Source organism: Shewanella sp. S1-58-MNA-CIBAN-0166, from assembly GCF_040310085.1.
Classification (GTDB): domain Bacteria; phylum Pseudomonadota; class Gammaproteobacteria; order Enterobacterales; family Shewanellaceae; genus Shewanella.
Genome location: NZ_JBEOPN010000006.1, coordinates 97,579 through 111,697 on the forward strand (window position 1 = coordinate 97,579; position 14,119 = coordinate 111,697).

Here is a 14,119-nt window from a genome sequence, read left to right on the forward strand (position 1 = left end):
TTATGGGATTTCTTAGTGGCCTATTCGGCAAAAAAGAAGCCCCGAAGCGTAAGCTTGACCATCCAAATAAACTGCTCAAGGGTGATATGATCACCTTTGATGACAGTTTTGCTTTGCCTACGCAATTGCGCGGGCAACAGCTTAAGGTTGAAGCTATTCATACTTATGAATACCAACGCTCGCAGCTTTGTGAATTCTTATTACGTGGCCATAGCGGCACCGCAATCTATTTATCCTACGTGCAAGAAGACGAATCTTACTTAAGTATTTCAATCAAAATCAACCGCGCTGTGGTTGAACAATTGTTTGAGCTTGACGCATTTGCTGAAATATTTGAAGAACCAGGCAAAGCAACGCTGACATTGCAGGCACTTCCTGCCGAGTTAGCCGCTGAGTTCGATAAATGGCTCAGTGATGAATATCATCAAGTTGAATTTGCCGGTTTTGGTTACTTCCATCGTCAAGATTATCGCGACCTAAAGCCTCCTCAAAATGACGATGATGCTCGCGGTGAAGGTTTTGAAGGTTACAGTTTGGCTAATGCTGATGACTCTCACGCGGTTGATATTGAAGTTTACGAAAGTGGAGACACTGAAGTGATGTTGACTTTATATCGCCCACTGACCGATATTAGAGAGTATTGGCCAGCAAGCTGATACAGGTAGGAGACGATTTTCTAATGAGTTCAGGCAAACCGTTACCAGAGAAATGGCTTAAAAACCAACAAGCTGCAAAAGCAACCCAAGTGGCTTTTGATCTGGATGAGAAGTTTCAATACTCAATCCGAAAAGAAGCCTTAGATAAAGGCGTCAGTCCTTCAGACCAAATCAGGACCATACTTGGACTCTCTGTATCCAAACGTCCAAAGCGTCCTCGCTTAACTGTGTCATTAAATGCTGAAGATTATGTGATTTTAGCGCAGAAATACGGCTTAGAATCTGAGTCGCAGCTGGAAATCAAAAAGCGCGTATTAGATGATTTGGTCCACTTCGTTGATACTAAATCGTCAAAATAAACACCGTTATCAGCACTGTACATTAACTAAAAACAACGCACCAGACACTTGTCTTGTGCGTTTTTTGTTATGATAAACTCAACATCTTAACAAAGCCTCACGGCGAACGAATGCAAACGGACTTATTATATGCTCGAATCTAAACGTTGGTCGGTCAAAAATGTCGATGGCCCAAGTCCATTCGAACTCGCAATGATGGTGTTATCACTGATCTCTGTGGTGATAGTACTCACGATTACCTTTGGTAAGTTAGACGCTGAAACCAACAAAGTACTGCTGTATATAGACACTACAATCTGCATGATTTTTATGACCAAGTTTTTCCATGGTTTGTTCAAAGCACGTAATAAAGCCTTTTACTTTAGGCACCATTGGATAGACTTTGTTGCCAGCATTCCGGCCATTGAAGCACTGCGTATCGCACGTATATTCCAAATATTAAGGGTTATTCGTTTAATCCGCATGAGCCGGTCATTATTAATCCCATTATTGCGTCAGCGAAAACAATCTACATTAGCCAGTTTACTGGTGGCGATGGTATTAATTTTGGCCACTGCATCTGTACTTATTTTATTAGTAGAAAGCACTGAACCTAACGCCAATATCCAAACAGCAGAGCAAGCTATTTGGTGGGCATTAGTGACCATATCAACCGTCGGTTACGGTGACTTCTATCCCGTCAGTACGGTAGGCCATATCATCGGTGGATTAGTGATCATTAGTGGTGTCAGCTTTTTCGGAGTGATATCCGGTTATATGGCATCTGTTTTCGTCGCACCAGATGAGCAAGAACGTAACGAAGCGCAAGAGGCTCAAGCAGCGCATAAAGCAGAAATCAATGACAAGCTAGAACAAGCGCTAGAGCGCATGGAGCACAATCAGCAGCAAATGATCGAAGAAATTGCTACCTTACGTAATCAACTCGGACAAGGTAAATAGCTTCTGCTCTGCAATATCGTCAGCAGGAAAAAAGATTGCTTAAAAATGTTGATTATCCTGCGCGAGACAAAAAAAATAAGCCCAAAGTAATCACTTACTTTGGGCTTATTGTTGGCAACGACATAATGGCTAAGCTAACGCGTTACTCTCCCACCAACTTCTGCCACCAAGATAATGACTCGCCACAATTGGCAACCGGATGATAGCTAGCGTCTAATGCAGGTAGACCGATAATATTGTCACAATTACCTTTCTTAGCCACACCCGTTGTACGATCAAAATAACCATTAATAACCCCATTAACGGGCATCATTCGTAAACTAAGCGGTGGACGTTGATGTAAAAAGGCCTGATACACGGCCATTGCGCCACTACTACCATACAAGCCCGTTTTACTGTTATCGTCTTGGCCAACCCAAATAGCCGCTACGTTACGTTCATCAAATCCAGCAAACCACGAGTCACGACTATCATTACTGGTACCGGTTTTACCCGCTAAACGAACCCCAGGAAATGCAGCGCCTAAACGCTTAGCCGTACCATTTCGCACTACCTGGTTCATTGCATATTGAACTAAGTAATCGGTTGCCGGATCAATCGCCATCGACGATGGAACACGAGTGACTTCCAACGCTTGGTTTTGACTGTCTAATACCGCTGTAATCGATGATAACTTACGATAGCGACCTTCATCAGCAATGGTTTGATAAACTTGAGCCACCATTAATGGTGAGCCATTCACCGCACCCAACAACATCGATGGATAAGGGGATATATCATCCTCCCAACCCGATTTTTTCAATGTAGCAGCAATCTTTTCAACACCAACAGCCAAACCAACGTTAACCGTTGGAACGTTCATTGAATCTTTAAATGCGCTTAATAAAGGCACTTGACCACTGAACTTTTTATCGACGTTTTTAGGTGACCACGTTTTTCCTTGCTCATTTTTAAGGGTGATGGGTTTATCTTCTACGGGAGTGGCTAAAGTAAATTTATCTGCTTGGCGTAATGCGCTGGCATACACGAATGGTTTTATTAACGACCCAATTGGACGTCTAATTTCAACCGCGCGGTTAAATCCTTCATAACTCGGTTGTTTATCACCCACCATCGCTGCTATGCCGCCAGTATATTTGTCGGTGACAACCATGCCGACTTGAACGTTTTTAGCCCGTTTATCCAGTGATGCCATGGTAGACAACACGGCTTTTTCTGCGGCTTCTTGGGCCATAGGATCGAGCGTGGTATACACTTTTACGCCCGACTGCTTCAGTAACGAATCACCATAACGGTCGCGTAACTCTTGTTTAACCACAGCAAAAAACGCTGGTAACTTCTGATGTACCGATTTTTTAGCACTGCGTAGACCGATTGGCGACTCTGCTGCAGCTTTATATTGGGCAACGGTTAATTTATCGTTTTCCATTAGCAAACGTAACACTAAATCACGGCGCTCTTGGGCTCGTTCAGGATAACGCCACGGGTTGTAATAAGAAGGTCCTTTAATGACCGCAACTAAAAAGGCTTGCTGCGACACGGTTAATTCACCAATGGGGCGACCAAAATAGAATTGTGAGGCTAATCCCATACCATGCACACCACGGGCCTTGTCTTGGCCCATGTACACTTCATTGAGATAAGCTTCTAAAATTTCATCTTTGCTATAACGAAAATCGATAATCAATGCCATTATGGCTTCACGCACTTTACGCACAATTGAGCGTTCGCTGCTTAAAAAGAAGTTTTTGGCTAACTGCTGAGTTAAGGTTGAACCCCCTTGCACCGTACGACCGGCAGTAATATTGACCACCGCAGCGCGTGCAATCGCCAATGGGTTTACCCCAAAGTGATCATAAAAACTGCGATCCTCAACCAAAATAAGCGCATCGATAATCATTGAAGGCATCTCTGGCGTTCGCACAAATAAACGGTCTTCGCCATCGCCGGCAATAATACGGTCAAGTAATACTGGTTCTAAATGAAATACCGCTAATTCACGTTTGTCAGACATCCGCTTAACTGAGCTAACGCCTTCAGAGTCAAAGCTTATCATCACTCGCTGCTCGGCTTGGTTGCCTTCGGGATGCAAAAACGGCCGACGCCATAATTCGATACGAGTACTTGAAGCAGAAAACTCGCCAACTTGCCGCGGATTGGACACTTTACGGTAACCCAACAAATTAAGCTCAGCCATTAACTGCGGATGGTTTATCGCAGCACCTGGGTACAATGCCATTGAACGACTAAAAACTTGGGCCGGTAAATGCCACTTTTGGCCTTCAAATTTCTGCGCAATAATTTGGTCTAAATAAATAGCGTAAAAGCTCACAACAGCAATACCAACGATTGATAATTTCCATGTGAGCGACCACAGTTTTTGCCACCAAGATGAGCCACTTTTTTTTGTGTTGGCTGAAGACTTTTTGGGTTTTTTACTCATAAATAATGGTTTCGTTTTCCATATAACGCTGAAATAATTGCATGTTATTAATAAGCTAGATGACTTATTTACACGCCTGGAGTTTTCTTTTTAGTAAATTTTGTTGCCACTGTATTCACTGGGTCATCAGGCCATAAATGCCTAGGATAACGACCACGCATTTCTTTTTTTACATCAATATATGGGCCTTGCCAGAAGCTGGCTAAATCTGCCGTGGCGGCTAATGGTCGTTGTGCTGGCGACAACAACTCCATAGTAACCGTCATTTTGCCGTGCAATATTGTCGGGCTTTGCGCCATCCCTAATGCTTCTTGTAAACGTACACTAAGCAACGCACGGCCTTGTTGGTCATTGTTATGGTAAAAATGTCCGTCAGTATCAAGTGGCATCTGGTAACGGATGGGGGCACGAGTGCCAGTTGCCATCGGCCAATGTGTTGGCACCAGTTGCTCTAATAGCTGCTGCTGTTGCCAATTGAGTAAATTTTTCACCAATCCATACGCGGCTACTTTAGCCAATGCGGCCAATGAACGAATGTTATCCAAATGTGGCCCAAGCCAATCTTCTAACGTCGCCAGTAAGTACTCATCGCTTAAACAAGGCCAATCATGCTCTGGCGCAAAGTATCGAGCCAATTCAACCCGATATTGTAACTGGATTAACAGCTCGTCACGATTAAGGATTGTTAACCCTTTTATACGGATCTGTTCTAATAATGCTGCGGTAATTTGTGCCCGTTCAGGCGTAATACCGGTGTCGATTTTAATGATAACCTCACCGATTTTGGTATGTTTTTCAGCAAAAAAACGCCCTTTTGCTTCATCCCAACCACCGTGAACATGAGTAGTTACTAACGAGGCAAGTTCGGCAGTAAACAAGCGTTCATCTAACCTTGCTGCAAGGTAAATTTGGCCAGCATTACGACCTTGAGTTTCTTGAAAGTCAGCAACCACTAACCAAGGTTCATGAGCCAAACTGTCTTCGGCATTGATCACCACACCCGTACCATTACTTAATAAAAAGCCTTCATGGCCTCGAGCTTTGGCAATACGATCAGGGTAAGCAAGTGCTAACAAATAGCTTATATCACGAGTCGATGCATTACGTATTGCCTCATTGACCTGACCCGATATCGCCAAAGATTGTTGCCATTGCCTAACTTGCTGTTTAATTTGCCCCTGCAAAGCCTCGGTCAAATAATGATGAATATCAGCGCCTTTTTTCGGTAGTCCACGGGCTTCAATAATGCCTGCTAATACGCAAGCCAGCAGGCAAAGTTGTGGCTGATTGTCGTGCAAGGCAAGTTGCTTAGCTTTGAGCAGCATATGCGCTAAGCGCGGATGGCAACCTAATGCATAGGCCTCTCGGCCAAGTGACGTTAATTTACGTTGTGGGTCAATTAATTCAAGTTGAATAAGTAATCGCCAAGCGACTTGTTCATGGATCGGCGGTGGTGGTGTGAGCAATGATAATTCAGCAAATGATTTAGCGCCCCAATTGGCACAATCAAGTGCCATAGAAGTCAGTTCTGCTTGCGTGATTTCGGGCTCATCGACTTTGCGCATGCGCCCTTGTTCTTCTTGGCTCCATAACCGCACGCAATAACCCGCAGCTAAGCGCCCTGCTCGGCCACTACGTTGAATAGCCGATGCCTGGCTAATGCGCTTAAGCCCTAAGCGTGTCACGCCGGTTTTAGGGTTAAAACTCGCTTCACGTCGATAACCGCTGTCTATAACAAGGGTGATGCCTTCAATCGTTAAACTCGATTCAGCCACGTTAGTCGCGAGGACTATTTTACGTTTACCCGGTTCTGCTGCACGAATGGCTTGATCTTGCTCCGCTGACGACAAGTCGCCATACATAGGACAAATAAGCCATGATGCATCTAAACGCTCACGCAATAATCCAGCTAATTTACGAATTTCACCTTTACCGGGTAAAAACGCCAAAACGCTGCCCTGTTGATATTGCGCTAGATTGGGATCTGAAATGGTATCGATAACCACGCGGGACATGTGTGTTAGCCACAACTGTTGCCCAGGGCAAGGCTGATAAGCAATCTCAACCTCAAAACTGCGACCATCACTGTGTATTTGCGCAGCATCGGGCATTAACGTGTCTAGCGGTAAGCCAGACAAGGTGGCAGACATAGCAATAATGTGTAAATCGTCACGTAATGATTGCTGCACTTCCAGTGCTAAAGCCAAGCCTAAATCAGTCGTAAGATGACGCTCATGTATTTCATCGAAAATAATCACATCAATCCCACTAAGCTCTGGGTCTTGTTGGATCATGCGGGCCAGAATACCTTCGGTGACAATTTCTAATCGAGTATCTGCGCTGACTTTTGATTCGCCACGGACACGATAACCCACTTGCTGGCCAACATTTTGGCCCAATTGTTGGGCAATAAACTTAGCGACATTGCGGGCCGCGACTCGACGAGGTTCTAACATCAGAATTTTGCCATGAATTTCAGGCCAGGCTAACATCGCTAATGGTAATGCTGTGGATTTACCTGCACCGGTTGGCGCTTCGATAATAATGTGTGAATGGGCCGAAAACTGCACACGCAACGAGTCGAGTACCGCGTGAATCGGCAATGTCGTGGGCATCAATGATGGGTGCTGCTGCAATACTTGTTTTGAGGTCAACGCGATTAACTTTTACGGCTATTTTCTGCGGTTCATTTTACCCACATTGTATCAAGGTGTCATTAATTGCCTATTTCAAAGCCTATTTGGCTACCTTTTTAACAAAGCAATTAACCGCTCTCAGTTATTGAGTCATTTTACTCATTTAGATTAACCAGGGAGTCCGTAAACCGTGTTGTAGTTCAGCTAATCGTGTCGGTTTATTAATAGCATAGCCTTGCGCATAATCGACGCCAATATTTTTCAGATATACGCCAATATCAGTGTTTTCAACAAACTCTGCGATAACTTCAAACCCCATGTCTTTTCCGAGCTGACAAATAGCCGAAACAATGGCTTTATCACTGCGGTTTTCGCATAAATTCACTACAAATTGGCCGTCAATTTTAACGTAATCGACATCAAGACATTTCAAATATGCAAAGCTAGAAAAACCAGAACCAAAATCATCTAATGCAATCTTACAACCAAATGGTCGTAACAACTCAATTAATCCGGTAGCTTGGTCTAATTGGCTTACCGCTGCAGTTTCGGTTATTTCAAAACATAATTTACTCACCAGCTCAGGTTCAACCATTAAGCGCATTTCGAGCCAAGTCATGAACTTTTGGTCAGCAAGTGACATCGCAGACAAATTCACCGACACCATAGAAAGCTGTTCCCATGTAGCTAAATTATTACCGCCCCACGTCAATAAATTATCGATAACCCAACGGTCTACTCGAGGCGCTAAGTTATAACGCTCAGCAGCAGGTAAAAACACCCCCGGCGATACATATTGGCCATCACTCTGCACCATGCGAAGTAGAATTTCCATGTGGATGCCAGTGTCGGGTTTATCGAGCGGCTCAATTAATTGATAGAATAGCTCAAACTGATTTAATGCCAGTGCGCCTGTAATATCCACAGATGCCAGCATTTGGTTATACATCATGTGCATTTGTGGGTCGTCAGGATTATAAAAATGCCAACGGTTACGGCCTTCTTCTTTGGCCAAGCGGCAAGCGGCATCAGCTTTGCTCATCACACCGTAAATATCGGAGTCAACATAATCGACTTTGGCAATGCCAATGCTGGCACTAATGTTGTGTTTGATACCTTTCCAAGTAAATTCATGATCAAACAACTGTTGGCAAATTCGTTTTGCCACTTGTTGCGCCGATGCGGTATCAGAATAATGCATCAATAAGCCAAACTCATCGCCGCCTAAACGCGCAACCACATCGTCTTTACGTAATAATTGTTTTAAGCGAGTCGCCACTTGTTGCAGCAACACATCACCCGCTTGATGACCACTAAGGTCATTTACCACTTGAAATTGATCGAGATCGAGAAAGGCAATACAAGCCGGAGCATGTTCGTCGTCTTTTAATAACTCTTCAAGCATGTTTTCGAACTGTAATCGATTTGGTAATCCGGTTAGCACATCATAATTGGAATGAAACGATAACTCATCGGCAAGTCGATAACGTTCGGTGACATCTTCAATCATTAATAATAACTGTTGCTGTTTATTAAGTGCATGGCAAAAGCTAAACTTATACCAGTATATTTGAACCCCATTTCGTAACGGCACTTCACACCAGGCTTGGCGTAAAATACCTTCTCGAACGATATGCAAGGTATCGAGTAATAGTGGGTGATCATCTTCTCGTAGCAACGTAAATAAACTCTGCCCGACTGTAATGGGTAAATTTTGTTTACTCGCATCATTTTGCAATACAACATTATTGTGTAAATCAATCAACGCACATGGCATCGGCAGTAACTGAAATAGCTCTTGATACTGTTTATCTTTACTGTCTAAAAGCACGGATAAACGACGAAGTTCAAGTGAAGAGGCTAATTGATATGCAGTATCATCGAGTAACTTTTGCACAAACGCACAAGGATCATCTTGCTGACTCACTACTGTGTTAGCATCGGATGCACACATAGTGCCTAAAACAACTTTAACATTGCCAACATGCAAAACAGGACTCAGAGCAAGATGCTTACAATCAATATCGAGTTGATTAAAGATGCCTAAAAGCGGTGTAAGGAGTCGATTTTCGTCAGCGGTAAATGATTGCTCTGGGGAATGAGGATAAATGATTGCTTGATAGCTGTTAAATAATGATTCGCACAGTGACAAATTATCTTGTAAATGCTGGTTAAACAGCGCTTCTGATGCTGGTGAAGCACCAAAATGACTGACACATTGTTGCTCTGAAGTGTCGATAATATCAGTATCGACGGCAAATAATTTATCATATTGACTCGTCAACACAAATGCAGCGCTGCATTCTAGCCTTTGACAGACTAACTGTAATGCTTGATTAAGCAGTGATAACACCGAAGTATTACTACCCTCAATAGGTCCATTTGTAAAAACACTTTTCAATAGTTGCTGGGTGCTATCGGCCATTCATCAACTCATTCAAGGTTAGCAATTCAATTTGCTTGGGAATAAAATCAGTTATCTTGTGGATGCCATATCGCTAACTATAAGCGCTAACTATAAGCACTATATTGATTAGGTAGTTAACTGAAACCACGATATGTTTTTAAAATCAGTAGTATTGTTAATCTATCAACGTTTATGTTTCAGCTCAATAAATAATAGGGCCAACCGGATGCAAACACCTTCGTCAGCAAGATTATTTGTCGGCTTTAGCGTAGACAAACCACAAATAGATAAAATATTACATCTACAACAAACACTTATAACTAAAATAAATACAAATTCAGTAGCCACTTTAGCACACAACTTACACATAACATTAGGCTTTTTCGGTCAAATAGATCCGACCACTTGTTCAAAAATCCATGAAGCAATAAATCAGATGCCTAAAACAACTTTCAGTCAAGTTATCGACACCTTCGCTTGGTGGCAAACAGCACAATTAATCTGTTTAAAAGGACAAGCGAGTACATCATTAAACACTATGGCGAATGACATTAACAACATTGCAAAAACTCACCATCTAGCCATCAGTCAATACGATTATGTTCCGCACATTAGTCTATTTCGTGGGGTGACAACAGCTTCTTTACCAGCCGTGGTAAAGGACACTCAGCTCATCATCGCGCCAAGCCATTTGCACTTATATCAATCGACTGGCCACCACCATAACGTTAACTACACGATATTAGAAAGTTGGCCGTTACGGCAAAAATAAAAACCGTCACCACAGAATGTGAGCGACGGTTTAATGTTAATTACAATTGATGACTAGTCTTTTAATAACTCAGCAATGGTCAATACGCCATGTGTTGTCGCACCAGCGGCCCATAGCGCCGAGGCAGATGATTCAAAAGCACCTGCGAGATCAACGTGTAACCAATTCGCATTTGGTGATACAAAACGCCATAAGAAACCGGCCGCGTTTGATGCGCCACCTGCACCGCCACCTTTAACTGGGCGACTGTTTGCAGTATCAGCATAAGCTGATGGACACATATCTTTATGCCAAGCATCTAACGGCAATGGCCATACGTTTTCAGAAACGGCTTCCGCACATTGCTGTGCAAGCTGTAATGTCGCCTTTTGTGGTGAAAAAATGGCGTTATAATTTGAGCCCACAGCCATCACAGCAGCGCCGGTTAACGTTGCAGCATCAATAATTAAGCCTGCGCCCGTTTCTGATGCAGCTTGTAAACCATCGGCTAGAACTAAACGTCCTTCAGCATCAGTATTAACAATTTCAACCGTGGTGCCGTTTTTGTAGGTTAGAACATCACCCAGCTTGAAAGCATTACCGCTAACTAAGTTTTCTGCACAACACAAAAATAGCTTAACGCGTTTGTTCAAACCAGCCTTCATGGCTAATCCCAATGCAGCAGTAACCGTGGCAGCACCGCCCATGTCACACTTCATCGCTAACATACCTTCTGACGACTTCAAGCTATAGCCGCCTGAGTCAAACGTAATACCTTTACCCACTAAGGCAACAGAGACTGGAGCATCTGCGCCTAACGGATTAAAATCAAGCTCTAACAATGCAGGAGGACGTTCACTACCACGACCCACAGCATGAATACCGACCCATTTTTTTTCTAATAATTCATGGCCTTCAATAATGTTAAAACTGACATGGTCACCACCAATATTTTTTAGCCAAGACGCCGCTTGATTAGCTAACGATAAAGGCGATAAATCTTCTGGAGTATCATTGATCAATTTGCGAGCAAACTGGGCCGCTACGGCACGTTGATTCAACGTTTCTTTATCGGCGTCACTACCACACCAGTCCACTTGGTATCCTGCTTTAGCCGTGGCAAAACCTTGTGCAAATGCCCACTGTGAATTCAGGGTCCATAAGCCACCGTCTAGCTGCACATAATTAATGCCTTGATTGCGGATTTTTCTTGCGGCCATCTGCACTTGACGCAGTTCATCGCTACCCGATAGATGGATTGTTGCCTTAGTACCTTGGTAAGTCACATCAGCTTTACCCCAATGTTCTGCAGGGGCTTCGGTGGTGAGCGTAACGGTCATAATATTCATAATAATCCCTTGTAGTAAGCCAAATAACACCAATGCTCGAGCTTAATCACGAGCTAATGGCAGTAGTGTAGACAAAACATAATCGATAAACCACGCTAAAGTTTGTTAGCATTGTTGTAAATCAACTCATTAGATGAGTCATCGATGAAATTTACTCCCGAATTAGAATCCGGTGTATTAATTAAACGATACAAACGCTTTCTTGCCGATATCATGCTACCTAACGGGCAAGAAATCACGATTCATTGCCCAAATACTGGTTCAATGAAAAATTGCTTATTCCCTGGTGAAAAGGTTTGGTTTTCCAGCTCCGACAATCCAAAACGAAAATATACCCACACATGGGAATTAATGCAGACAGATCAGCAGCATTATATCGGGATTAATACCGGGCGAGCCAATGCTCTTGCAGAAGAAGCGATTAATCGGCAAGTGATTACCGAACTATTAGGTTACGAGCATTTAAAACGCGAAGTAAAGTATGGCAGTGAAAATAGCCGCATCGATATCTTGCTCACTAGCCGAAACCGGCCAGAGTGCTATATTGAAGTGAAGAGTTGTACTTTACTAGAAGATAAAATGGGTTACTTCCCCGATGCCGTAACCACTCGTGGACAAAAGCATCTGCGAGAACTCATCCACATGGTGGAATTAGGCCATCGTGCTGTTTTATTATTTGTGGTGCAGCACAGTGGCATCACGAGTGTTAAACCCGCGCGACATATAGATCCACAATATGCAGACTTACTTGAACAAGCCGTAGCAAATGGCGTTGAAGTGCTAGCTTATAAAACAGCGCTTTCGCCACAGGGAAGCCTGATCACTTCAGCTTGTAAAGTCATGCTGTAGATCAAAATAAAAATTAAATAACAAGTAAAAAATTTGCCACGCTATAGAGTTTCTGGTATAGATAGCGGCCATAAATTTAAGACGTCCTTAAAACGCAAATGATTACAGGAGATGCGTTATGCCTCAAGGCACGAAAAAACTTGGCGTACTCGCTATCGCTGGAGTAGATCCTTACCAGGAATCGGCTGGTGAAGAGTATATGAATACCAAGCAACGTGGTCACTTTACATTGATCCTCGAAGCATGGCGTAACCAATTGCGTGAAGAAGTCGACCGTACGTTAACTCACATGCAAGATGAAGCTGCAAACTTTCCTGATCCTGTCGACCGTGCAGCACAAGAAGAAGAATTCAGCTTAGAATTACGCGCTCGTGACAGAGAACGTAAATTGATCAAAAAGATTGAAAAGACTTTACAGTTGATCAAAGAAGACGATTTTGGTTTCTGCTTCTCATGTGGCGTAGAAATTGGTATCCGTCGACTTGAAGCTCGCCCTACAGCCGATCAATGTATCGATTGTAAAACGCTAGCTGAAATAAAAGAAAAACAAATGGCGGGTTAACCCGTTATTGATTAGGGCGAGATTATCTCGCCCTTTTTATTGACTTTATTTACCCACTAACAAATTAACAAGGCTATTGTGTTGTCGCATTAACTGACGATAATAACAATACGATGTTAACGAAAAACAACGCTATAACATGATTCCCCCATCCTATATCGGACGTTTTGCGCCCTCACCATCAGGTTCACTGCATTTTGGCTCACTCATTGCTGCATTAGGCAGTTATCTTCGCGCGCACAGTCAACAAGGCCAATGGCTTGTCCGCATAGAAGATATCGACCCGCCACGCGAAGTCCCCGGTGCAAGCGATAACATCCTTAGAACACTCGATGCCTACGGCTTACATTGGCATGGAACCGTACTATTTCAACAGCAACGATATCAGGCTTATCAAGATCAAATTGAAGCGTTTATCGCCAGTGATCTTGCTTATTATTGCCAATGCACACGTAAAATAATTCAAACCAGCGGCGGAGTGTATGATGGCCGTTGTGGCCGACTTCAGCCTAGACTGACACACGGCGCAATTCGAATTCGTAATCACGTTAAAATTGATCATTTTGTTGATAAACTTCAAGGCTCGGTGATGGTTGATAAAGCTTTCGCCGAAGAAGACTTTATTATTAAACGCAGTGATGGTTTGTATGCTTACCAACTCGCCGTTGTTCTCGACGATGCGTATCAAGGCATAACTGAAGTGGTCAGAGGTTGTGATTTACTTGAAGCCAGTTGCCGACAAATAAGTTTGTTTACCCAATTGGAATTTACGCCACCTGATTGGCTACATTTGCCGTTAGTTTGTGCCGAGAAAGGCTTTAAATTATCCAAGCAGAATTATGCTCCAGCCATAGATGTCATTCACCCTCAAGCCAGTATTAATGCGGCACTGACCTTTTTAGGCCAAAAAGCTGTCGATGTAGATTCGGTAGAAGTGATGCTTAAACAGGCTGTTGAACAATTTGACCTAAGCACGATTCCTGCACAAAAAGAAATTGTCTTATCGACAATAAACAACTAGGTATCGTCATTAACTGACATAAGTTATTGCATTAAGCCCTTTTTAGCGCAACTGTACGTATACTCATTCGGTCACATTTAATGTATTATACCCGCCAGATTTTTAATCAAATTATTATAGCATTTCGAGGTGTATTATTTTTCGCCG

The 14,119-nt window shown here is 43.1% G+C and carries 11 protein-coding genes; 7 read left to right on the top strand and 4 right to left on the bottom strand.

Annotated features, from left to right (window positions below):
- Positions 1-2: 2 nt before the first annotated feature.
- The 3 genes from AAEY99_RS05825 to AAEY99_RS05835 all read left to right on the top strand — a co-directional run bounded on the left by AAEY99_RS05825 (position 3) and on the right by AAEY99_RS05835 (position 1,954).
- Entirely contained in the window at positions 3-656 is a 654-nt protein-coding gene (locus AAEY99_RS05825) for a hypothetical protein (RefSeq protein ID WP_162023855.1), read from the top strand.
- Between the two features lie 23 nt (positions 657-679).
- Positions 680-1,015: a hypothetical protein gene (locus tag AAEY99_RS05830; protein WP_101085274.1), complete on the top strand. Its 336-nt coding sequence runs from the start codon at positions 680-682 to the stop codon at positions 1,013-1,015.
- A gap of 129 nt (positions 1,016-1,144) precedes the next feature.
- A complete protein-coding gene (locus AAEY99_RS05835; RefSeq protein WP_351009619.1) occupies positions 1,145-1,954 on the top strand; it encodes an ion transporter in 810 nt (269 codons plus the stop codon).
- 142 nt (positions 1,955-2,096) lie between these two features.
- Here AAEY99_RS05835 and mrcB read toward each other — a convergent pair whose 3' ends face one another.
- The 3 genes from mrcB to AAEY99_RS05850 form a co-directional block, all read right to left on the bottom strand.
- Positions 2,097-4,397: a penicillin-binding protein 1B gene (mrcB, locus tag AAEY99_RS05840; RefSeq protein ID WP_351009622.1), complete on the bottom strand. Its 2,301-nt coding sequence runs from the start codon at positions 4,395-4,397 to the stop codon at positions 2,097-2,099.
- 68 nt (positions 4,398-4,465) lie between these two features.
- Entirely contained in the window at positions 4,466-7,012 is a 2,547-nt protein-coding gene (hrpB, locus tag AAEY99_RS05845; protein ID WP_351009652.1) for an ATP-dependent helicase HrpB, read from the bottom strand.
- A gap of 184 nt (positions 7,013-7,196) precedes the next feature.
- Positions 7,197-9,458, bottom strand: coding sequence for a putative bifunctional diguanylate cyclase/phosphodiesterase (locus AAEY99_RS05850; protein ID WP_101085271.1), 2,262 nt, complete (start codon positions 9,456-9,458; stop codon positions 7,197-7,199).
- Positions 9,459-9,666: 208 nt separating this feature from the next.
- On the opposite strand from AAEY99_RS05850, the gene thpR reads away from it, so the two are divergent.
- On the top strand, positions 9,667-10,212 hold the full coding sequence (gene thpR / locus AAEY99_RS05855) for an RNA 2',3'-cyclic phosphodiesterase (protein ID WP_335690984.1): 546 nt from the start codon (positions 9,667-9,669) through the stop codon (positions 10,210-10,212).
- Between the two features lie 53 nt (positions 10,213-10,265).
- Here thpR and pepB read toward each other — a convergent pair whose 3' ends face one another.
- A complete protein-coding gene (pepB, locus tag AAEY99_RS05860; protein WP_351009625.1) occupies positions 10,266-11,540 on the bottom strand; it encodes an aminopeptidase PepB in 1,275 nt (424 codons plus the stop codon).
- 144 nt (positions 11,541-11,684) lie between these two features.
- Here pepB and sfsA point away from each other — a divergent pair, with 144 nt between their 5' ends.
- The 3 genes from sfsA (at position 11,685) to gluQRS (ending at position 13,972) form a co-directional block, all read left to right on the top strand.
- The gene (gene sfsA / locus AAEY99_RS05865; protein ID WP_351009628.1) at positions 11,685-12,389 is read left to right on the top strand and encodes a DNA/RNA nuclease SfsA; all 705 of its coding nucleotides are present in this window, start codon (positions 11,685-11,687) and stop codon (positions 12,387-12,389) included.
- 118 nt (positions 12,390-12,507) lie between these two features.
- Positions 12,508-12,951 carry an RNA polymerase-binding protein DksA gene (gene dksA / locus AAEY99_RS05870; protein WP_011638715.1) on the top strand — a complete coding sequence of 148 codons (444 nt, stop codon included), beginning with the start codon at positions 12,508-12,510 and terminating at the stop codon, positions 12,949-12,951.
- Between the two features lie 139 nt (positions 12,952-13,090).
- Positions 13,091-13,972 (top strand): tRNA glutamyl-Q(34) synthetase GluQRS, encoded by an 882-nt coding sequence (gene gluQRS, locus AAEY99_RS05875; protein WP_101085267.1) that lies wholly within the window; start codon positions 13,091-13,093, stop codon positions 13,970-13,972.
- Positions 13,973-14,119: the final 147 nt, after the last annotated feature.

Excerpts from the sequence above, each read along its gene's own strand:
- AAEY99_RS05850 (WP_101085271.1), bottom strand. The coding sequence starts at position 9,458 with ATGGCCGATAGCACCCAGCAACTATTGAAAAGTGTTTTTACAAATGGA.
- gluQRS (WP_101085267.1), top strand. The coding sequence starts at position 13,091 with ATGATTCCCCCATCCTATATCGGACGTTTTGCGCCCTCACCATCAGGT.
- mrcB (WP_351009622.1), bottom strand. The coding sequence starts at position 4,397 with ATGAGTAAAAAACCCAAAAAGTCTTCAGCCAACACAAAAAAAAGTGGC.
- dksA (WP_011638715.1), top strand. The coding sequence starts at position 12,508 with ATGCCTCAAGGCACGAAAAAACTTGGCGTACTCGCTATCGCTGGAGTA.
- AAEY99_RS05835 (WP_351009619.1), top strand. The coding sequence starts at position 1,145 with ATGCTCGAATCTAAACGTTGGTCGGTCAAAAATGTCGATGGCCCAAGT.
- AAEY99_RS05825 (WP_162023855.1), top strand. The coding sequence starts at position 3 with ATGGGATTTCTTAGTGGCCTATTCGGCAAAAAAGAAGCCCCGAAGCGT.
- AAEY99_RS05830 (WP_101085274.1), top strand. The coding sequence starts at position 680 with ATGAGTTCAGGCAAACCGTTACCAGAGAAATGGCTTAAAAACCAACAA.
- thpR (WP_335690984.1), top strand. The coding sequence starts at position 9,667 with ATGCAAACACCTTCGTCAGCAAGATTATTTGTCGGCTTTAGCGTAGAC.
- pepB (WP_351009625.1), bottom strand. The coding sequence starts at position 11,540 with ATGAATATTATGACCGTTACGCTCACCACCGAAGCCCCTGCAGAACAT.
- sfsA (WP_351009628.1), top strand. The coding sequence starts at position 11,685 with ATGAAATTTACTCCCGAATTAGAATCCGGTGTATTAATTAAACGATAC.
- hrpB (WP_351009652.1), bottom strand. The coding sequence starts at position 7,012 with ATGCCCACGACATTGCCGATTCACGCGGTACTCGACTCGTTGCGTGTG.